Source organism: Salinicoccus jeotgali (genome assembly GCF_055379195.1).
The window spans coordinates 12,136-31,278 of sequence record NZ_AP043833.1 but is presented as its reverse complement, the minus strand read 5'-3'; the positions used below and the strand labels follow the sequence as shown (position 1 = coordinate 31,278).

Below are 19,143 nucleotides of genomic sequence, written 5' to 3'. Positions count from 1 at the left end.
AATGCCTATTTTATTTTTGAGGGAGAGACCCGTATGCAACTTAAAGTAAAAAGATGTACCCATTGTCAAACCATAGTCAGCGATTCTTTGAATGCGTGCCCCAAATGTGGGAGCGCGTCATTGGAAGAGGGCACTTACCTAATTAACGGCCAACACAAGAGCTTTATTATCACTCCGCGATCCACTAGCAAGGTGATCAGCTGTCCGACCTGTGGTGCAGGAGTCAACATGCGCCAAGGAGGAGAATGCAGGGCATGTGGAGATGAAATCTCAGGTGCAGGCGGTTCACTATACGAGGGTTATATGGATTTTGACTAACTAGAAAAACCATCAACATGAACTTATAAATTGATAGTAAAATGTCTATGGTTTATTAACCATACATCTAAAAGTCAAATTTGCGCTTCTTAGTCCAAGTCTGTCTAATTTTCTGGTTTATAGCTATCGAATACACTATTACTTTATCCTGACTCATTTATATATATGATGTGATCAAGTGGCAATTCTTTCACATACACATGGTTCCCTTCCCAGTTTTCTAAATCACCTTTGACTTTGTCATTTTCAAATGGGAGTATTAGTCTTCCAATAAGTAACGTAAATGTTATTGTGTTATTTAGTTATCATTTTCTTTCATTTGCGGTTCGATAAATAGTATCTTTAGACAACCTGATTATTTTAATGATTTTATTGGTTATGTAACTTTTCCTATCATAATAAGCATAGTAAATACTTTTCCTTATTTAATCAGTTGATAAATTCTCAAATATTTTGTCAGTAATTTTCGATCTCTCCATAGAATGCCTTGTATATCCTACTAAATTATCGTCAAAAGATTCAATTGCAAATAAGAGTATGTCTTTTGAAAATTGTTCATTAATATATTCATGTGGAATTATAAGACCATCGCCTTCATAATCACAGTATATTGATTTCTCTCTCAGATCTTTTAGCTGTCCACTGTATGACATGCTATATATTTCTTCTAATCTTTCCATTCCAATAGCATTTACTAGTCTATCGCCCATACTAATAGTATAGTTCGATCCCATTATTTGCTTCCTCTTGTGATCCCTTAGAGGGTCTCTTTTTACTTCAGCTTGTCTTGTATTAAAGAGTCCTACATGAATTTTTCCTACTTCTTCAATAATAGCAATTGATAGGAATAATGATGTAGAAAATGACTTCATTTGGAATAACATAAAGGAATCTTTAACAAGTCGTATGACATGATCAACACATTCATTAAAGTCTTCTACTGATTCTATTTTAAAATTGCTTGCCTTGGATAATGACCTTTCAAATTCCTTTAACGATTTATCTTTATCCATATTGTACCCCCTTTTATTCACAAGAATTTTAGATCATCTTCGTTATGCTTTCTATCATTAATAATCCGATAGATTGTACCTTTAGATAGTCCCGTTATTTTAATGATCTCATTGATTGTATAACTCTTACTATCATATAAGGAGAGCAAAACCTTTTCCTTATCTTCTGATATTCTTGGTCTTCCTCCGGATCTTCCTCTTGCTCTTGCAGCATCTAATCCTTTTTTCGTTCTTTCGCTCAATAGATTCGCTTCAAGTTCAGCAAATGCTGACATCATGGTGAAGAACATTTTCCCCATGGCATCTTTAGTATTGATATTCATATCTATAATCTCTAGATCGATCCCTTGATCTTCAAGGTATTGCGACAGTTCAATGAGCTGTTTCGTTGTCCTACCCAACCGATCCAACTTAGTGAGAACCAGGGTGTCTCCTTCACGCATATAATCTAATGCTTTATCTAATTCAGTCCGTTGGTATTTCCGGCCACTTACTTTTTCAGAAAAAATACGTTCACAACCGTAATCTTTTAAGGTGTCAATCTGACTATCTAGATTTTGATCTCTTGTACTTACTCTCGCATAACCAATCTTACTCATCATTCATCCTCCTGGAATATCAATTATTAGGGGAGTTATACGCATTCTGTCATTTATTAAGGTGTACAAAATAAGACGATGGTACAAAAACTCGAATAGTTTTATAATTAGTATACATAGATAATTATACGTGTTTTTGTACTTACAAACCATATAAATATAACTGAAAATATAACTACCTAAAATGTTTCAATAAACGGTCGTTTATTGGAACATTGGAGGAAGGGCGTCTAGGGAGAATCATCATAATTTTATACGCTTGTTTGCCTTGAAAAATCAATCCATTTCATCCATCAGTGATTGACAGATTCCACCCATCCAACGATGGATGAATGACTACCCACATTAAATTCTTGGATACCAGATATCATCTGAGTATTTAGTCAAGATAATGAATTAGACAAAGTAGGTACGAAGTGCCTAGGGTATAATGTTTCTTTCTTTTTCGCAAGATGAAAACTGGCTATCAAAGTGCTTTCAAAAACTTTGCATTAAGGGGATATACAATTGTCTAACCTAAACTTGAAATTCGTGATGTATAAAAAAACTTCTTTCTAATATATAATTAATAGTAATTGGAGTGATATTTTTGAGAAAATCTATATTTAAATACAATAAAATCGTACTGTTTGATGAAGATGCTGCCTTAGATATACTTGATCAAAATGATGGAGGAAGACTACAATACTTTGAAAAAGTCACTAGAGATGCTAAATTTGATTTGGTATCAAAGATGACTGGATCTTCAAAACCGATTGATAATATAGAAGTAGCTTTAGGCTTCTTTTCTAGACTTAACTTTGAAAAAAAGATTGAGCAACAAATGACAAATACTATAAAAAATGATTTCCTAGCCAAAATCGAAGATAAAATAACAGATTTTGATTTAGAATACATTCAGGGGTATAAGTTGAATATATTGGAAAAAACAACTACTTATTTAAAAACCCTTTCTCCGATTATAGGAATGATAAAAGATATAGAGAAGTTCTCAAATACAACGGAAATGAAAGACATAAACTTCGAAAAATTCGAAGAAACTTTAGATGACATGAAAGCCTACCACGAATTTTTAGCTAATAAAGGTAATTCATATAAAATAATAAGAGTGAATCCTAAACACATGGTAAATGATTATAAATTAACGGACCTTAGAAGTATGAGCTTAAATATGGTAGGTGTAAAAATTGGGCAAGCTACAATTAAAGAAATTTCTTTTGAATCTCTAGTTAACACAGATGATAGTAGAGTTTTTGCTAATGAAGGTAATGATACAGATAGTAGAATTGACAAGATATCAGAAGCCACTAAGGAAAACCCATCGAAAGATGATAATCCTCCCTCGCCAGAGAAAATAACGAACTCACAAGTATTGGTAGAGAGAATAGGCGAGGATAGAAAATTAGATGTGATAGATTTAATAGTAGCGGGTGTTAAGTAATGGAGAACAGTATCTACCTTGTAAAAGGGGTCGTTGATCAATTTTATTCAGCTAATAAAGATATAAACTTTTATAACTTAATTGATTTACTGAATTTGAAAAGTAGCACTGAAGATATTGATGTGGAATATCAACCGACAGTTGGGGTAGGAGATTATATATTAAATGAAGGTAGCGTAAAAAGGCTAAGTAATAGTTTTAGTAATGAGGTATCTTTATTTATAAAAAACTTGATGGAGAAAAGTATTATAGAGAACTTATATGTGATTCTTCCTACAAAACAATTAGAAGATTCTTTATATAAAATATTAGGTAATATAATTCAAGAGTGTAACTATAGTTTTCCGAATTATAGTAACGATGACGTAATTAATACTTTTCAATTGGTCAATAGTGAGATTATAGGACAAGACGCTGCATTAAAATCCATACATTCAAATATAATGAAGAACTTCGTTAATGAGGATACTAAGGTCATCATGATATATGGCCCCTCCGGAGTTGGGAAAACAGATGCAATACTTCAGATACATGAGAGCATATTTGGTCATAAAGATATAAGAAGAATACAAATGTCTATGCTTAACGACATAAAAGGTCATGATTATTTATTTGGAAATGATATTAACGAGAGATCCTTGTCAGAAGACTTATTAAAGAGAAAAAGTAAATTTATTTTATTAGACGAATTCGATAAATGTAACCCTCATCTTTACAATGCTTTTTATCAAATGTTTGATGAAAGTAAGTATAAAGATAATCACTTTGAAGTTGATTTAAGAGATAATGTTATATTTTGTACTTCCAATTTTCAATCCATAGAAGAAATTATTGCTCATGTAGGTAGACCTATATTCAGTCGATTTGATAAAGTAGTAAAATTTGAACATATTGCTAATGACGTAAAACAAAAAATTCTTTATAAACATGTGGAGGAGGTTTATAAGAATTTACTAGATCCATATAAGAAACAAGTCAAAATAGAAGATATAATGAATATTTTAGAGCATGAATCGCTAGAAAATAGGAATATAAGAGAGATTAAAAATTTGGTTGTTTATATTTTCAACCGGTATATATTTAATATCTTCTTACAGAGTAAGTGAAGAACTTTTTATATTACCCTTGACACTAAATAAACATTAATAGGATATTGATTTTACTAATTACCACTTTCATCTTTATTTTGCATGTAAATGAGAAAACTCCAACACCTTTGCTAAGAAAAGGATATTGGAGTTTTTTTGTAATTACAGTAACTGCCGATCAGTGGAATTATGTTAAGTTCTAACTATTACATTAAATTTAATTGTAGCTAGAATTTTAATCCACCAAAGAAAGAAAATCCATAATCATTTCAGTAAATTCAAATCGAGTTTGTCCTTGATCATCAGTATATTTTTCAACTTCTCTTATATTTTCAAAAGTCATTTTAGGCCAATATACTTCTAATACTTTGCTAGTTGCTACACGGGTATGTTTATTTACCTCTTTTTTAGCGTCCATATAATCACCAATGACTAAAGGAGAGTCAAAACAACTTGAATGTAAATAATTCTCTGGTTCTCTTTTTCTGGTTAAATAAGCTTTAATTTCTTGAGCTCGCAAGGATTCTATTGCTTCAATATTTTTTTGTGCTGCCGGGGTCGGTTCATCGGAGTCTTGTAGCACACACCAAGGGACACCAAATTGATCTGCAAGCTTTAAGGTTTTCCACGATTTAAGATTACCGCAACCGCCCGTGGGAATGAATGCAAAACCACTTTCTTGCAGGGTTGCAGGTATAGCCCCTCCTTCTTTAAGCATGTCACAAAGGTGTCTAATAAAAACGACATCTCCTTGCCCCTCTAATAATAAAATAGCTTTTGTTTGAGCATTAATATTTTCAGCCATCAAACCTAATGTCTCGGTTATTTCTTTATAAACATCTTCATCTTTTGATTTTATGACCCGTTCTTCATTCTGTTTAGTGACAAACCTTAAACTTTCTAAGGGAAGTAATCCAGCTAAAGCTGGTGTATGAGTAGTTAAGACCACTTGAGAGTTAGTATTATAAGCCAATTGTATAAATGACTTGATAAGCATTTCTTGATGTTTAGGGTGTTGGGATGTCTCAGGTTCTTCAAATCCGTAGATAATATTTCTAGAATTACTATCATTTAATTTCCTTTCGGCTTCTGCTCTAAAGAAATTTAATAATATTAGTCTTCGTACCCCACTGCCACGTTTATTTATTGATATTCCATCGTCGGATTTAATATTTAATTTAAACTGTGAATCGAACTTAGGATCAGATTTAAAATCTGGAGTTAGTGATTTAGCTAAATCTTTATCCATTTCTTTTAATTTCTCTAGTGTTCTATCCGCAGTCTCTATTGCTTTTTTTCTAACAGTTTCTTTTATTTTATCTAATTCTGGCATCACTTCTTTAAGAGCTTGTTCTATTGCTAAACTCATAGGGTCTGTAACTTCTTTGTCATTATCTTTACTTGCACGATCTGATTGAAATAATGAGTAAATGGGTAAAAATTTTTCTAGTGATTCATATATCTTTTTTGAATCTTCTTTATCTATTAAAAGTTCCTGCGACTCACACTCTAAATCTTCAGCAGAGTTCAAAATTGCACTCCTTAGACTAGTGTTACTTGTAGCATTATATTTATCTTCTGGTATATCCAACTGTTTAGCAATTTGTTTTAACTCTGGGCGTTTTTTTGATAGTAAATCATTATATGGTTCTATTGTAGGGTGGTTACATATTATGTAAATACTAGGTTTAGGTTTAGCTGAAGTAGCTTTAAAAACTTTCTTTATTTCTAGTTCTTTATCCGCATTTAATAAGTACTCACTTGATAAATCAGTCCGAGATGATGTATCTAAAACAATTTCTGCAGGTACGTCGCTAAATACACAAGTTATTTCAATATTTGAATCATCAGCGTTAATATTTAGGTCCTCTCGCTCACATACTACTAATGAATTATTAAAGAATATTTCTAAAGCCTCTAAAATTGTTGACTTACCAGCATCATTTTTTCCGATAAAAGCTGTTAGTTCTTCAAATTCTACACTAATAGGATTCTTATAACCTCTAAAGTTTTTCAACTTAACTGTTTTTAATATCATGTAATCGCTTCCTTCCACGGTTATTATTAAATAATAGATTTTTCATTCCTCGTACTTTGTAAAGCAATAACCGTCACTATCGCAAATATCAAAAGTCTCTTTTACTTATTTTACCATTGTTAAGTGAATAGTCTATGAAACTATTATACGAACTGGATTTTCTAGTCTTGGTTCGAAAAAGTACACTTATCCAAACAAAAAAGAGAAAAAGCTCTAATGAAAAATAATACCACTCTTTTAATCTATGTTTAGATCAAAGGAGTGGTATTTGTATAGATTCTTTCTTAAACTGTTACTCAACCATTTTGGTATTTACATAACCAAGTAGAGCTATGAAGCCCATTGCCATAATTAAAAACAGCATCGTTTCACTGTTTGGGTAGTTAATTATTCCACCGGCTAGCATTACTATACCTGTCAAGGGCAACTTAAAATTGTAGGTTTTCGGCAATCTAAAAATGTAGGTTTTTGACAATGTAATTTGTGGAGGAAAGCCTAAGTGTGTTTCATCCGGTATGACTTACCTTTAATTTTATAAATCTTTACATGGTGGACCATGCGGTCCAGTATCGCTGCGGCCGTTTCCGGACTTTTGAATAGTTCACCCCATCCAGAGAGTGCGATATTGGTGGTGAATATCGTTGAATGGGTTTCATAGCGCATGTTCAATAACTGGAAGATCAAGTCGGCTTCATGCTTCTGAATGGGGAGGTAGCCGATTTCATCAATAATCAACAGCTCGTATCTGGCATACCGTCTGAGCACACGCTCAACGGTCCCTTTTTCATAAGCGGCCCGAAGTCGGATCAACAACTCATGGCAGTTGATGAACAGCGTGCGTTTCTCCTGACGGCAGGCTTCGACCCCCAGAGCAATCGCCAGGTGGGTTTTACCGACACCAGGGCTGCCGATGAAGACAATGTTCTCTTTAGATTCCATGAACCCCAGATGTTTCAATTCAAGGACGGCCGTGCGGTTCAGGCTGGGTTGAAAATCAAAATCGAACGTATCGAATGTCTTCACTTTAGGAAAGCGTGCGCGGTGAATCGCACGCGCCATCTTCTTTTCTTTTTGAAACTTCATTTCTTTGTCTGTGATTTCCAGAAACGCACTCGTCAGCGACATGTCTTCTGTATGAACCTTATCCAACAACACCGGATAATATTCACGCATATTATTTAAACCGAGGGCTTCAAAATTGGACAGAAGCGTTTGATAATCACTCATGGACACCATCTCCCACCGCATCATATAACTGCAGGGATTCATGGATATACGCATGGATATCATCGTCCGGCCGACCAGCCAGCAGATCCGACTTCAATATGTTGAACATATCTGCCTGATTATAATTGAATCTTTGGGTGGTTAACGGGTGTGAACGCACCGTTTCTCCGTTATAATAAATGTGTATGTTGTCCTCAGTATCCGACAGTTCAATCTCAACCGTCTTTCCAATATACTGGGGATCTACAGAGTACTTACATTTACGGAACTGAACCATCGCCTCTTTAGAGACCACTCTCGTCAATTGGTCTTCAAAGTACGGCTTCAACAGGTCTTCAGGGAGTGGATGTAGGTGCTCTTTTTCTTTATCCAGCCACAGTGCGTCGGGGATGGCGTCGGTCGCCTGGGAGACTTCCGTATTGAGTTCATGACACAAATCATGGACGATATGGATCAAATCCACACTGTCATCGAACTCATGGTTATAGACCCGCAACCGGTCCATCGTCCGTGCCAGTGCCTCGACCATCCCTTTGGTCTGGGGACGGTATGGCCGGCAGGCAATGGGCTGAAAGGCGGCATCCTTACTAAATGCGTAGAACCGTTGATTAAACACGACCTTATTATATTGGGTGCTGGATTGATCCACCACAGTCCGCATATTATCAAACCAGATCTCCCCCGGTACGCCGCCAGTGTGGTGAAAGGCATCGTCCAGACATTCAAACAAGGTGTCCTGATGGCGATCAAAGGTCAATGTGATGTATTTCTTGCGGGAAAACGACAGGACGTATAAGAATATGTTGAAACGGAAGATCTCGCCGTGCCGGCTGATTAAAGTCATGTCTTCTTTCCAGTCCACTTGCCCGGCTAAACCGGGGGTGTGGGTCACGCGCATGGTTGCCTGCTTCTGACGGGTTTTCCTCTCTTTTCGACAGTACTGCTTCACCAGACTGTAACTCCCGTCATATCCCTTTTTTTCAATGAATTTAAATATACTATACGCGCTGCACTGGATTTCCAGTTTGTCATGGATGATTGGTTTAAATTCATCCAGCTTACTTTTTCTCTTCACCCGTTTTTTCTTCTCTGGGTACTGTGTCTCTGCTTCATAGGCCGCTTTCACCGTCCGGTAATCGCAGCCATACTGCCGGGCCAATGCGGCAAAGTTGGGTTTGATACCATCGTTCATAAATTTCCTGACTCCTTCGCGTACGTCTTTTCTCATGAATATCCTCCTTCGATGTCATAAGAAAAGCATACAAAAAAATGTAGGTAAACCAACAATTTTCAATTGCCGATTTCCTACATTTTAATACTGCCATTTACACTATACCGATTATAAGACTATAAAATCCAACAATTTTTGAGAGTTTATCTTGATTTTTTACACGTTTTTGGTTGAAACCTGACAATAACCATGTTTGCTTTTTTACACCGATTAGGAAGGCCACGAGAAATAAAACAATACTTGCAGCAATTAGATATAGATTCATTAAATCACCTTTTTCAATAAATTTTATCTTCTTTTAACAATGGTTGGTACAATATAATAAGCGAGAGCTAATGTTACAACGAGATAAATCAAAAGATAATCGATCACAATGTCAGAATGATCAAATGCTATTTCTGAGAACAACAAATAAATGAACAATAATATGATTGATATAGAGAAAGTTTGTAGAGAAGCTCTCTGAATGTTGTAACTTACCCTATCATCATATTCAATTTCATCATCTTTTTCGTTTTTTTTAACTCTTGTCCACTTTAAACCACCTACTATAAAAATAAGACCGATGACTGCTGCCCAATGTAGTTGATTTGTTATCATATACGCTATAAAAGAGCATGCAATTGTTATCGAAATGACTAAGAGTATTTTATTGTTCAAAAAGAATTCCCCCTCTTATTTACTATTCTTTGGCCCAAAACAATTCATCCAATGGTTTACCTAAGTATTTGCTGATTAAGAGACATACTTTAATAGTAGGATTGTACTTCTGTGATTCAATCAAATTCATAGTTTGTCTGGTCACACCCACTAGTTTTGCCAATTCGCTTTGGTTAAGATTTCCTTTTTCGATGCGTGCCAATTTTACATTGTTTTGAACGACGATATCTTTCAAATATTCACCCCCTATATTTATCTACAACTAAATTGTAACATATATATTACTTAAGTAAAATATATATGATAATAAATTCTTATAAATACCATATCAAATATTTATACTGCTTAAAATTTATTTAATACTTATTGGCTTGAATCCCCTCATTGCTAGCGAGCAGTGAAAGTAAAGACTAATAGATCGACGCTATATAATTGATTAAATCTTTACCAGCACATCGGATCTAAATCCTCTAATCAATAATTTTACAATTGTGCTCCTCATAAATGGTGATATATAAACTAGATTATTTTCATAAGTTAGTTTTTTTCTTAGAGAACTGAGTCTACTTAGAATACATATCTCCAACCAAGGATGATTTTAAAATGGAGGTGAATCACTCATTAAATATTTTAAACCACAGCTCTTTTTAAACCGTTCGTAAAAGTTACACTTTTACAAACAGAAAGGGAGAGAAGTACTGTCTTTTCAGCATCTTCTCCCCCTCTTTTTAATTTAAGTATCATCTGATGAATCATCATATATAAACTGGATTTTATAAAATCCACTGTTCCATAACGTGAACCTTCTTTTCCGTAGCATTTAGAGTAATCGTACTGCCAATTGGCATCGTTAACATCGGGTGGGTATGCGCACTATCAAAATCAGCTAGAATTGGAATAGCCTTGTCCCCTAAAACTTCAAGCAGAATCTCGTATGGTTTCCGTCCTGTTCCTTCATCATCAAATAATTCATGCTTTCCTAATAGGATTCCAGCAATCCGATCAAATACACCATTCACTTTTAATAGATTGAAATTCTTTTCTATAATAGAAGCTGATTTCATGGAATCCTCCAAAAGTAAAATGTCGCCATTTTCGATGTTCGGCATATATTTGCTTCCCCAAAAGCCCGTCATGGTATTTAAATTTCCGCCAATCAATCTCCCTTTAGCTGTTCCTTCATTTACACAGATCCATTCATTCTTGCGCTGTTCCTTCTCTCTTTCTTTGACTTCCCAGTTTAGTGGTTCGTCAGACCAATAAGGAGGGATTGGGATTTGTAAAGGCAGCTGCTGTTCTTCTATCAGCATGTTAGAAAAATATTCATATGTATAGTCAAGAAATGGTTCGTGTTCTCCAAATGATGGAACGAGAGCCGGGCCATAGAAAGTCGGAATTCCAGTTTGTGCATAGATCCCTAACAGAATTGCAGTTGCATCGGAATAACCGATCATAATTTTAGGATTTTTCTTAAAAGCTTCGTAGTCTATATATGGCAAGAGTGCATTAGAATTAGTTCCGCCAATTGTGGACATGATGCAGCTGATTTCCGGATTCCTAATAAGTTCGTTCAATTCTTCAACTCGTTCCTGGATAGTTCCGGAGCGATAGAAATCGCGTTTGCCTGTTAAGTTACCTTGTTCAATTTCAAACCCTTTTGATTCCAAAAAGCTTTTAGCCCGTGCATAACGAATAGGTGAGGAATGAGTTATAGGAGAAGACGGTGAATATATACCAATCTTGTCACCTTTTTTTAATCGATTTAATACTATCATGAATAAGCTCCTTCTATTTTCTTATGATGACGCAATGAACTGCAACTCAACTGCATCTATTGTATATTGAGTTTTCTATAAAGATTTAATTAGAGAGTTCAAGCTACGGTTATTTCTATAGCTAATGTACCCCATTTTCTTTCTTGTTCTTTCGAATAGATCTCATAAGTTCCTTCCATCATTTCTTCTATGGTCCACCCTTCACATCCTAAATCTACAAATGGTATCTCATCGTACATAGCTTGGAAGGTAGGATACTTGTGAAGCTTTGATACCTCAACTTTTAAAACTTCATTCTGTTCAGGAACCTTAATAAATTTGATTGTATCCCCAACTTTTATTTCTCTTCTCTTTTCGTCATTCAATCGTACTTCAATCTTTTTCTTGCCTTCTTTAATCGGTTCAAAATAGTCACCGTATAAACCCATAGTATGCTCCATAATTTCGCCCTGTCTTCTAAATTTCTAATTTCAATTTTTCTTTCATATCCACCGATGTTTAATATCTGTAGTAAGTAATCATAATTAAAAGGTTACTTCTAAATATTAACATTAAATTTAACTAACTAATCAGATAAAAATAAATCTGCTTTAAAGAAAACCGTTCGTAAAAGTACACATTAACGAACGCCCTAAAAATATCCTTAAACATATAGAATCAATCGTTCACAAACATGTTAAAATACTTAGTGAACGTTCATTATGTTACATATACGTTAGCGAACGATTTTCTGGTAAAATGAAAAAAGAGAGATTAAGGAAAAGGGAGAAGATGTGTTCTATGGAAAATCGAAAATATGGATACATCCGTGTCAGCAGTAAAGATCAAAATGAGCAGCGTCAAGTTGTTGCAATGAAAGAAAAAGGCATCCATGAACGCGATATTTTTATGGATAAAGGTAGTGGTAAGGATTTCCAACGTTCCCAATACCAACTGCTCAAACGGATTCTTCGACCTGGAGATGTGTTGTATATCCATTCACTTGATCGCTTTGGACGGAATAAAGAAGAAATTGTGGAAGAATGGAATGCCATCACGAAAGAGCTTCACGCTGATATTATTGTGATGGACATGCCCCTACTGGATACAACCCAATATAAAGACAGCATGGGCACCTTTATCGCCGACCTGGTTTTACAGATACTTTCTTGGATCGCACAAGATGAACGGGAACGCATTCGCAAACGACAAAGTGAAGGGATCGATGCAGCAAAGAATCAAGGAAAGGTTTTTGGTCGTCCAAAAGTCCAGATTACAGAGACATTCATGGTTGCGTATGATGAATGGAAAAAAGGTGAGATTACAGCAACACAGGCGATGCAGCAAGCGAATGTTAAAAAAACAACGTTCTATAAACTGGTTAAACGGGTGGAACTTAAAGAGGTTGGAACATAAAAGTGATTTTGTTCCAATCTCTTTATATATATATAGCGCAAAATAGCTTTTAAAATAGGTGCAAAGTAAAAACAAAAGTCACACAGCAATTAACAAGTTTATAGCTAGTTACTACTTTTTCTTGCACCAAAAAGTAGTGTGAATATCAGATACAAGAAAAAGAGTATGATAATTAAACTGGCAAGAATGTTATATATTTGATCTGCATGGTAGTTAATAAATGTTATTCCCAGGTTATCCAGATTACCGAGAAAATTATCTGTACCTTGAGTGTTGAGACCACTCAGGTCCATTAAAAAAAGTATGATTAACGTTACTGCAACAAGAATTACCACACTGAGTATTTTCTTCAACATTAAAATCACTCCCCAATTCAGAAATCTTTTTTATTGTAGATAGTATATGTGGTTAACCAAGATACTGTATAAATGATTAGAACTGCCATCATAAGAACTATGGGTACTAGCCAACTGAGAACACCATCACTATTTGATAAGGTAATTCCATAAGTACTCATTAACTCAGAAGAATTACTGAGTAATACAGTACTTACAATAAAAACTAATAAAATTATAGATGTGATATTACCCTGCTTAAAGATTTGAAATAATGGAAACGTAAATGCAGCTAACAAAAGAAATAAGGATGATCCTATTAAAATATCCGACATAGCAAATGGTTTGTTGAATAAAAGCAGGGAACCACTCACTAGAATGATGGAAACAATGGTATAAAGTATTGCACCGAGATATCTTGAAGTAATTATTTCCAGCCTTGTATAAGGAAGAGAATTCAGTAATTTATCCGACTCTACTTTTTCATCATAAGCAAAAGCGTTAAATGGTATATATAAAGCTGCTAATGTAAATATCAAAAACGGTGAAGACCACATGAGTACAAAGAATAGTATAAATGGTATGTATAACCATAAAAGTTTCTTCTGTAATATCAAATCTCTTCTTATTAAATTAATCATCATTGTCATCTCCATTGAAAAAGTACATGATTTCTTCTAAAGATATTTTATCTATAATCACGGTATCTCCAAAAATCCGTCGAATTTTTTCAACATCATCAGTCATCGCTTCAAAAGTATCACTTGACTGGTTGATATGGACGAACGCTTTAGAAGTATCTCTATCCAACAGCTCTAGTTCACCTTTTACCAAGGAAAATTTTTCTTGTAAATCATTTATAGAGTGATTGAATATGACTCGTCCGTCTTTTATAAAAGCCACATAATCTGCAATTTTCTCTAAATCTGATGTGATATGAGTAGAGAAGAAAATCGTCCGATTTTCTTCAATCAGAATATCCTGCAGGATATTCAGCAGCTCCCGTCTGAAGACAGGATCTAAACCTGCAGTAGGTTCATCCATAATTAACAGCTCTGCATCATGTGAAAGTGCAATAGCGAGGGAGGCTTTCATCTGCATTCCTTTAGAAAATGTTTTTATCGGTTTATTCTTAGGCAGATTGAACTTTTTAAGATAATTGAAATAAGTGCCCTTATTCCAATTACGATAGGCCGGACCGACTATCCTCTGGATATCTGAAAGATTCAATCCTTCATAGTAGATATTGCTGTCATAAACAAAGCCGATTCGACCCTTAATTTCTTTCTCATGTTCTTCATAATTCAGTCCGAAAATTTCTAAATCCCCTGAATCGGGTCTCATCAAATCCATCATGATTCGTATCGTAGATGACTTCCCTGAACCATTAGAGCCTATGAGCCCAGTAATATAGCCTTTATTAATGTCCAGGCTCAAGTTTTCTAAAGAAAAATCTTTAAATTTTTTGTTTACATTTTTTAATTTAATTATTGTTTCCAATATAATCACTCCTTGTAGAATATGTTCAGCATTTCCTGTAATTCCTCCAAACTGATTCCAATCTCTTTACTGTTTGCTATGACGTCATGCATTTGTTCTTCTACAGCCTTCATTTTCCTCTCTTTAATTATTGAGAGATTTTGTTCAGCTACAAACGATCCCTTGCCAACAATCGAATAAGTATAGCCTTCTTTTTCCAGCTCCTCATATGCACGTTTTGCAGTAATTACGCTAACACCCAATTCTTTTGCTAATTTCCTCATCGAAGGCAATGATTGGCCCTCAGTCAAATCACCTGTCAGTATCAAAGATTTTACTTGTACATATATTTGAGTATAGAAGGGTTCTTTGGAAGTGTTCGATAAAAATATTTTCAAATTTTAACCCTCCCTTTTAATTATATTGTTACTATACAATGTATACAATTATCATAGTATACTTTTTCCTTCTTTTCTACCCTATAAATCAAATTTCCAGAAAAAAATTTAGAATTTTATAAAACCCCATTACTGGCGAATATATTGGCCAATAACGGGGTTTTATAAGAAAAAGGTGAACCGTCTGAAGTCTTTATTTCAAATAGGTTGCTATATATTAATAACTTAGGAGGCATCGATTTTGCATATTATCTTAAGTTCAATGATTTTCTTGGGATATGGTTTCTTCTGGCGGCAACCGATGAGATAAAAGCTTGGTCGACCGTGTTGAAATCCATATCTTTAGGCAGGCCATCCCTTCTGAGCAAGCCATTGGAATGTTCGTTTAATCCCCGCTGTGATGGTGTGCCCGGATCGGCAAAGTAGATGGATAGATCATTTCGATTGCTCATCGACTGCCAGTTGGAGAACTCCTTGCCACAATCGAAGGTGATGGATTTGAATAGGTTTTTAGGCATCTTTTGACACCATGTATTAATGGCAGACTCAATATCCAGTGCGGTTCTGCCTTTGGGTTTTAATGTGATGATGGCTTTTGACAGACGCTCAACCAGCGTGATGACCGCACTCTTGTGACGGACACCGACAATGGTGTCGCCTTCGAGGTGGCCGAACTCTTCATTGAAAGTGGGATAGTCATCCACTCTTTCAGAGATATTACGCCTGAAGGCTTGTCTGCCCCGGCGTTCCTGACGGCCATTCGGTTTTCGCTTGCCCTGCATTGGCAGCTTGGCCGCATCAAAGGTTTCCCGTTTGAACATGCGATACAGCGTGCGACCCGAGCAGTCAATTGGCATCTCCTGCCGGCCGACGATCACATCCGGTGTCCAGCCCTGAGCGACCTTTTCTTCGATGTACTTCCGTTGACTGGTCGGCAAGACACTTTGTTTTCTACCACATCGCTTCTTATTTTCTTTATAGCGCTGATAGTAGTCGATGGCGGTGTGCCCGGCCTTGAAATGCGTGATGACATTGTGGATAGTCTGCCGGGCACGTCCGAGCCGTTTCGCAATCTGAGCCACGGTAGTTCCGTGTCGGAAATAGGCTTCTATGAATACTAATTCATCCGTGGTAATATGGGTGTAGGTCATGCATGATCACTCCTATGATTTCTTTTGTCGGAAAACCATTTTGAGTGTATCATGTGTGACCGTTTTATGTGTCTACTCTAATCAAACATAAATTTAAGAGAGAAAAATACATCTACAAATTGTTTGAGCGGAAGACTATTTTTCTAGTTATAAATGAAAATCGTCCGTAAAAGTATAAGAAACGAACGACAAACAACTGAAAGAGAGGAACGTGACGAATGACTTTAGTCGCTAAAGGGTAAATAGCACTTTAATTATGCTTTGGATGGACACTTTAAAATATGAGGCGGATACCAGTATGATTACAATTCTAGTCCTCTTTATCTTGTGTTTTTGTAAATAAAAAGAGATTGCTTTAATGGCAATCTCTTAGCTTGAGGTAATGGTTTATACAATAATCACATCTGTTTGCGACACAACTCTAATTAATCAATACCAAAAATGTCACCATAAATACTGCATAACTGCCCATTAAACCAAGTGCTGCTTTACTTAATTTTGGTTTGAGGGTTAAACCGTCTCTGCCAAATTTAAATATACTTACTACCAATGCAACAGCAGCCAAAAACAATGATGCCATAGCAATTAATACTGCAATCGTAGCAGCTATTTCCACTTCAATGACCTCCCCTAATGGTTTTAATTTCAAAACAATAAAAAGATTAATGACGGCAACTACCACCAATACTTGACTTATACGATAACCGTAAGCATTTCTTTCCTTTAACTCCATATGCCAAGCATCAATAATGCCTATAAGCAAATCAATTATTGTTTTGAACGATGTATCTGTTTGTTTTAATATATCGGTTAGCTCATTTCCATAACGTTCTTTCCAAGTTTTAGGGTACAAATATACAAGCCATCTCATACCAATCCAAGCCTTTTCATACCTATATTTGTTACCTTTTGAATTTCTTTAATTTGTTCTGTTAGATATATTTCCCCTTCTGTTGTCATCTTGTAAGGTTTTTTACGATCTTGTGATTCAATCGGACTTATATACCCTGCCTTTTCTAAACGCGAAATGGCTCCATATAATGTGCCAGGTCCTAATTTAACATCATAACTACTTTGAATGTCCTCCATGATTGCATAGCCATGACGATTTTGTTCTGCAAGACTGATCAAAATCAACAACGTGGGTTCTGAGAATTTATTTGTTGTCATATACTCACTCCTTTTCAAAGTATTACGTTTAACGTTATACCGTATAAAGTAATAATAAAATATATTGAAATGAAAGTCAATAAAACAAGCCATATTGCTTCGTTAAAAAACGACCGTTTATTGGAAGATTTGTCACATCTATGGAATCGGTGTCACTTTAGGAGTTATTTTGCACTTAGTTTAAATGTTATCTTGCATCATATTCTAATGAATATATATCTTCCAGCTAACATAGAAGCTCATATCTTTTATACTTGATTTTCTTTGTAGCCAGTATTATGATTGATATATCAAAAAAAATTGATTTATTAAAGAAGGTGACTAGAATGAAATTAATGAATGCTATAAATGAATTGAGTGACGATCAAGCACTCGAATTCTATGAAAATATGTTTAATGCTTTGGCAGATAAAACACGCTTGAAGATCGTAAAAGAAATCAACAAAAGTCCGGAGAAAAATCTGTGTGTCTGTGATTTGGAAACAGTGTTGGACTTGAAACAATCTAAAATTTCTTATCATCTCAAGAAACTTGTGGATGCCAATATTCTTTTAACAGAAAAACATGGAACATGGAACTATTATAGAATTAATGAGGCACAGATACAGGTTGTGCTATCAGAAGATACTTGTTGCAGAATTTTATAATGAGTATCTTTATTTTCAACGTTTAAATCAACTATTTTTGATTAATATATCAAATAATGTTGATTTAATGAAAGTGAGGCGTTATATTGATGTTAGATTCAATACTGGAATTTATCAAAACATTTTTAATATTATTTTTTGAATTGCTTGTGCTGTTTATCATCATCAGTTTTGTTGTCAGCCTGATCCAACAAGTTGTGTCGGAAGAGAAAATAAGACGGGTACTGAATGGACCGAATAAAGGAATCAATTATGTTTTAGGGACGCTCTTTGGTGCCATTACGCCTTTTTGTTCCTGCTCAACCATTCCAATCCTGGCGGGTCTCTTGAACGCAAAAGCCCCTTTTGGCCCCTCAATGAGTTTTCTCATTGCTTCACCGTTAATGAATCCAGTGATGATTTTTACGTTGTGGATTTTATTGGGATGGCAGGTGGCTGGGGTGTACTTTTTGATTGTTAGTCTTTTTAGTATGCTTGTGGGTGTTATATTTTCCCGGCTTAATTTAGAAGAAGCCTATAAAGGTGTGACAATTAAAGGAGAAGGGTTTTTCGCTGATAAGCAAGGATCAAAAGTAAAGCAAGCGTTGAATGATGCCTGGTCTTTCTTATATCCATTACTTCCTTACTTATTTATCGGTGTGTTTATTGGCGCATTCATATACGGCTTCGTGCCTGAAGCATTCGTGACACGATATGCAAGTGGAGATGGCATTATTTCTATAGTCATTGCATCAGTAATCGGCATTCCCATGTACATTCGGCCTGAAACAATGCTTCCTATTGCGGATGCGCTTGTGACCAAGGGGATGGCAATGGGAACCGTCATTGCCTTAATCATCGGAGGCGCAGGAGCCAGCATTCCCGAACTCGCATTATTGTCTAAACTATTAAAAAAGAAATTTTTAGTCGCTTTCATTTCAGCGATCTTAACAGTCGCCATTGGAGCTGGTCTGATTTTCAATCTAATCATTTAGTAAGTATATTCAACCATCAAAGGAGGTGAGCTCATGGGTGTGAAAGATTTTGTTAATAAATTAAAACCGAAAGAACAAAGCTGTTGCTCAGTAGAGATTGAAGAGAAAAAAACAGAGAAAGATTCAAATGAACCCAAGAAACAAAAGTAATTCATAGTAATAAAAGCGTATAGCCCGACGGGGGCTATACGCTTTTATGGAAAA

22 protein-coding genes are annotated in these 19,143 nt (G+C 35.3%); 6 read left to right on the top strand and 16 right to left on the bottom strand.

Annotated features, from left to right (window positions below):
* Positions 1 to 743: 743 nt before the first annotated feature.
* The gene (locus ACZ43I_RS12330) at positions 744 to 1,331 is read right to left on the bottom strand and encodes an AbiV family abortive infection protein (protein ID WP_344701903.1); all 588 of its coding nucleotides are present in this window, start codon (positions 1,329 to 1,331) and stop codon (positions 744 to 746) included.
* A 17-nt stretch (positions 1,332 to 1,348) separates the two neighbouring features.
* Positions 1,349 to 1,930, bottom strand: coding sequence for a recombinase family protein (locus ACZ43I_RS12325; RefSeq protein WP_344701905.1), 582 nt, complete (start codon positions 1,928 to 1,930; stop codon positions 1,349 to 1,351).
* 589 nt (positions 1,931 to 2,519) lie between these two features.
* Between ACZ43I_RS12325 and ACZ43I_RS12320 the strand changes: the two genes are divergently transcribed.
* Positions 2,520 to 3,371, top strand: a complete 852-nt coding sequence (locus ACZ43I_RS12320; protein WP_344703161.1) for a DUF6414 family protein — start codon at positions 2,520 to 2,522, stop codon at positions 3,369 to 3,371.
* Positions 3,371 to 4,477 carry an AAA family ATPase gene (locus ACZ43I_RS12315; protein ID WP_344703163.1) on the top strand — a complete coding sequence of 369 codons (1,107 nt, stop codon included), beginning with the start codon at positions 3,371 to 3,373 and terminating at the stop codon, positions 4,475 to 4,477. The genes ACZ43I_RS12320 and ACZ43I_RS12315 overlap by 1 nt, the downstream gene beginning before the upstream one ends.
* A gap of 217 nt (positions 4,478 to 4,694) precedes the next feature.
* On the opposite strand, the gene ACZ43I_RS12310 is transcribed toward ACZ43I_RS12315, so the two are convergent.
* From ACZ43I_RS12310 to ACZ43I_RS12275, 8 genes are all read right to left on the bottom strand, one after another.
* Positions 4,695 to 6,497, bottom strand: coding sequence for an ATP-binding protein (locus ACZ43I_RS12310; protein ID WP_344703165.1), 1,803 nt, complete (start codon positions 6,495 to 6,497; stop codon positions 4,695 to 4,697).
* 495 nt (positions 6,498 to 6,992) lie between these two features.
* Positions 6,993 to 7,724 (bottom strand): IS21-like element helper ATPase IstB, encoded by a 732-nt coding sequence (gene istB / locus ACZ43I_RS12305; RefSeq protein WP_239416364.1) that lies wholly within the window; start codon positions 7,722 to 7,724, stop codon positions 6,993 to 6,995.
* Positions 7,717 to 8,952 (bottom strand): IS21 family transposase, encoded by a 1,236-nt coding sequence (gene istA, locus ACZ43I_RS12300; protein WP_344703131.1) that lies wholly within the window; start codon positions 8,950 to 8,952, stop codon positions 7,717 to 7,719. Before istA ends, istB begins: the two co-directional genes overlap by 8 nt.
* Positions 8,953 to 9,049: 97 nt before the next feature.
* Positions 9,050 to 9,220: a DUF3784 domain-containing protein gene (locus tag ACZ43I_RS12295; RefSeq protein WP_464761777.1), complete on the bottom strand. Its 171-nt coding sequence runs from the start codon at positions 9,218 to 9,220 to the stop codon at positions 9,050 to 9,052.
* A 23-nt stretch (positions 9,221 to 9,243) separates the two neighbouring features.
* Positions 9,244 to 9,615: a DUF2178 domain-containing protein gene (locus ACZ43I_RS12290; protein ID WP_344703169.1), complete on the bottom strand. Its 372-nt coding sequence runs from the start codon at positions 9,613 to 9,615 to the stop codon at positions 9,244 to 9,246.
* Positions 9,616 to 9,637: 22 nt separating this feature from the next.
* On the bottom strand, positions 9,638 to 9,850 hold the full coding sequence (locus tag ACZ43I_RS12285; RefSeq protein WP_344703171.1) for a helix-turn-helix transcriptional regulator: 213 nt from the start codon (positions 9,848 to 9,850) through the stop codon (positions 9,638 to 9,640).
* Positions 9,851 to 10,388: 538 nt separating this feature from the next.
* Complete coding sequence (locus ACZ43I_RS12280; protein ID WP_344703173.1) at positions 10,389 to 11,390, bottom strand: S66 family peptidase; 1,002 nt, start codon at positions 11,388 to 11,390, stop codon at positions 10,389 to 10,391.
* Positions 11,391 to 11,488: 98 nt separating this feature from the next.
* Positions 11,489 to 11,830, bottom strand: a complete 342-nt coding sequence (locus ACZ43I_RS12275; RefSeq protein WP_239416343.1) for an ASCH domain-containing protein — start codon at positions 11,828 to 11,830, stop codon at positions 11,489 to 11,491.
* A 340-nt stretch (positions 11,831 to 12,170) separates the two neighbouring features.
* Between ACZ43I_RS12275 and ACZ43I_RS12270 the strand changes: the two genes are divergently transcribed.
* Positions 12,171 to 12,785 carry a recombinase family protein gene (locus ACZ43I_RS12270; protein ID WP_344701653.1) on the top strand — a complete coding sequence of 205 codons (615 nt, stop codon included), beginning with the start codon at positions 12,171 to 12,173 and terminating at the stop codon, positions 12,783 to 12,785.
* A gap of 373 nt (positions 12,786 to 13,158) precedes the next feature.
* Here ACZ43I_RS12270 and ACZ43I_RS12265 read toward each other — a convergent pair whose 3' ends face one another.
* The 6 genes from ACZ43I_RS12265 to ACZ43I_RS12240 form a co-directional block, all read right to left on the bottom strand.
* Entirely contained in the window at positions 13,159 to 13,761 is a 603-nt protein-coding gene (locus tag ACZ43I_RS12265; protein ID WP_425568293.1) for an ABC-2 transporter permease, read from the bottom strand.
* Complete coding sequence (locus tag ACZ43I_RS12260) at positions 13,754 to 14,620, bottom strand: ABC transporter ATP-binding protein (RefSeq protein WP_344701649.1); 867 nt, start codon at positions 14,618 to 14,620, stop codon at positions 13,754 to 13,756. The genes ACZ43I_RS12265 and ACZ43I_RS12260 overlap by 8 nt, the downstream gene beginning before the upstream one ends.
* A gap of 5 nt (positions 14,621 to 14,625) precedes the next feature.
* Positions 14,626 to 14,997: a GntR family transcriptional regulator gene (locus ACZ43I_RS12255; protein ID WP_344701647.1), complete on the bottom strand. Its 372-nt coding sequence runs from the start codon at positions 14,995 to 14,997 to the stop codon at positions 14,626 to 14,628.
* Positions 14,998 to 15,245: 248 nt separating this feature from the next.
* Positions 15,246 to 16,148: an IS30 family transposase gene (locus ACZ43I_RS12250; RefSeq protein WP_464761770.1), complete on the bottom strand. Its 903-nt coding sequence runs from the start codon at positions 16,146 to 16,148 to the stop codon at positions 15,246 to 15,248.
* 421 nt (positions 16,149 to 16,569) lie between these two features.
* Entirely contained in the window at positions 16,570 to 17,019 is a 450-nt protein-coding gene (locus ACZ43I_RS12245) for a hypothetical protein (RefSeq protein ID WP_344701849.1), read from the bottom strand.
* Positions 17,016 to 17,318 (bottom strand): PadR family transcriptional regulator, encoded by a 303-nt coding sequence (locus ACZ43I_RS12240; RefSeq protein ID WP_344701851.1) that lies wholly within the window; start codon positions 17,316 to 17,318, stop codon positions 17,016 to 17,018. Before ACZ43I_RS12240 ends, ACZ43I_RS12245 begins: the two co-directional genes overlap by 4 nt.
* 326 nt (positions 17,319 to 17,644) lie before the next feature.
* Between ACZ43I_RS12240 and ACZ43I_RS12235 the strand changes: the two genes are divergently transcribed.
* From ACZ43I_RS12235 to ACZ43I_RS12225, 3 genes are all read left to right on the top strand, one after another.
* Positions 17,645 to 17,965, top strand: coding sequence for an ArsR/SmtB family transcription factor (locus ACZ43I_RS12235; protein WP_020006652.1), 321 nt, complete (start codon positions 17,645 to 17,647; stop codon positions 17,963 to 17,965).
* An 89-nt stretch (positions 17,966 to 18,054) separates the two neighbouring features.
* Entirely contained in the window at positions 18,055 to 18,939 is an 885-nt protein-coding gene (locus ACZ43I_RS12230; RefSeq protein WP_344701853.1) for a permease, read from the top strand.
* 33 nt (positions 18,940 to 18,972) lie between these two features.
* On the top strand, positions 18,973 to 19,089 hold the full coding sequence (locus ACZ43I_RS12225) for a hypothetical protein (RefSeq protein ID WP_046790824.1): 117 nt from the start codon (positions 18,973 to 18,975) through the stop codon (positions 19,087 to 19,089).
* The last annotated feature ends 54 nt before the right edge of the window (positions 19,090 to 19,143 follow it).

Coding starts and splice junctions, on each gene's coding strand:
- ACZ43I_RS12270 (WP_344701653.1), top strand. CDS start 12,171: ATGGAAAATCGAAAATATGGATACATCCGTGTCAGCAGTAAAGATCAA.
- ACZ43I_RS12295 (WP_464761777.1), bottom strand. CDS start 9,220: ATGAATCTATATCTAATTGCTGCAAGTATTGTTTTATTTCTCGTGGCC.
- ACZ43I_RS12245 (WP_344701849.1), bottom strand. CDS start 17,019: ATGAGATGGCTTGTATATTTGTACCCTAAAACTTGGAAAGAACGTTAT.
- ACZ43I_RS12310 (WP_344703165.1), bottom strand. CDS start 6,497: ATGATATTAAAAACAGTTAAGTTGAAAAACTTTAGAGGTTATAAGAAT.
- ACZ43I_RS12235 (WP_020006652.1), top strand. CDS start 17,645: ATGAAATTAATGAATGCTATAAATGAATTGAGTGACGATCAAGCACTC.
- ACZ43I_RS12280 (WP_344703173.1), bottom strand. CDS start 11,390: ATGATAGTATTAAATCGATTAAAAAAAGGTGACAAGATTGGTATATAT.
- istA (WP_344703131.1), bottom strand. CDS start 8,952: ATGAGAAAAGACGTACGCGAAGGAGTCAGGAAATTTATGAACGATGGT.
- ACZ43I_RS12330 (WP_344701903.1), bottom strand. CDS start 1,331: ATGGATAAAGATAAATCGTTAAAGGAATTTGAAAGGTCATTATCCAAG.
- ACZ43I_RS12250 (WP_464761770.1), bottom strand. CDS start 16,148: ATGACCTACACCCATATTACCACGGATGAATTAGTATTCATAGAAGCC.
- ACZ43I_RS12240 (WP_344701851.1), bottom strand. CDS start 17,318: ATGACAACAAATAAATTCTCAGAACCCACGTTGTTGATTTTGATCAGT.
- ACZ43I_RS12225 (WP_046790824.1), top strand. CDS start 18,973: ATGGGTGTGAAAGATTTTGTTAATAAATTAAAACCGAAAGAACAAAGC.
- ACZ43I_RS12275 (WP_239416343.1), bottom strand. CDS start 11,830: ATGGAGCATACTATGGGTTTATACGGTGACTATTTTGAACCGATTAAA.
- ACZ43I_RS12325 (WP_344701905.1), bottom strand. CDS start 1,930: ATGAGTAAGATTGGTTATGCGAGAGTAAGTACAAGAGATCAAAATCTA.
- ACZ43I_RS12265 (WP_425568293.1), bottom strand. CDS start 13,761: ATGATTAATTTAATAAGAAGAGATTTGATATTACAGAAGAAACTTTTA.
- ACZ43I_RS12230 (WP_344701853.1), top strand. CDS start 18,055: ATGTTAGATTCAATACTGGAATTTATCAAAACATTTTTAATATTATTT.
- ACZ43I_RS12315 (WP_344703163.1), top strand. CDS start 3,371: ATGGAGAACAGTATCTACCTTGTAAAAGGGGTCGTTGATCAATTTTAT.
- istB (WP_239416364.1), bottom strand. CDS start 7,724: ATGAGTGATTATCAAACGCTTCTGTCCAATTTTGAAGCCCTCGGTTTA.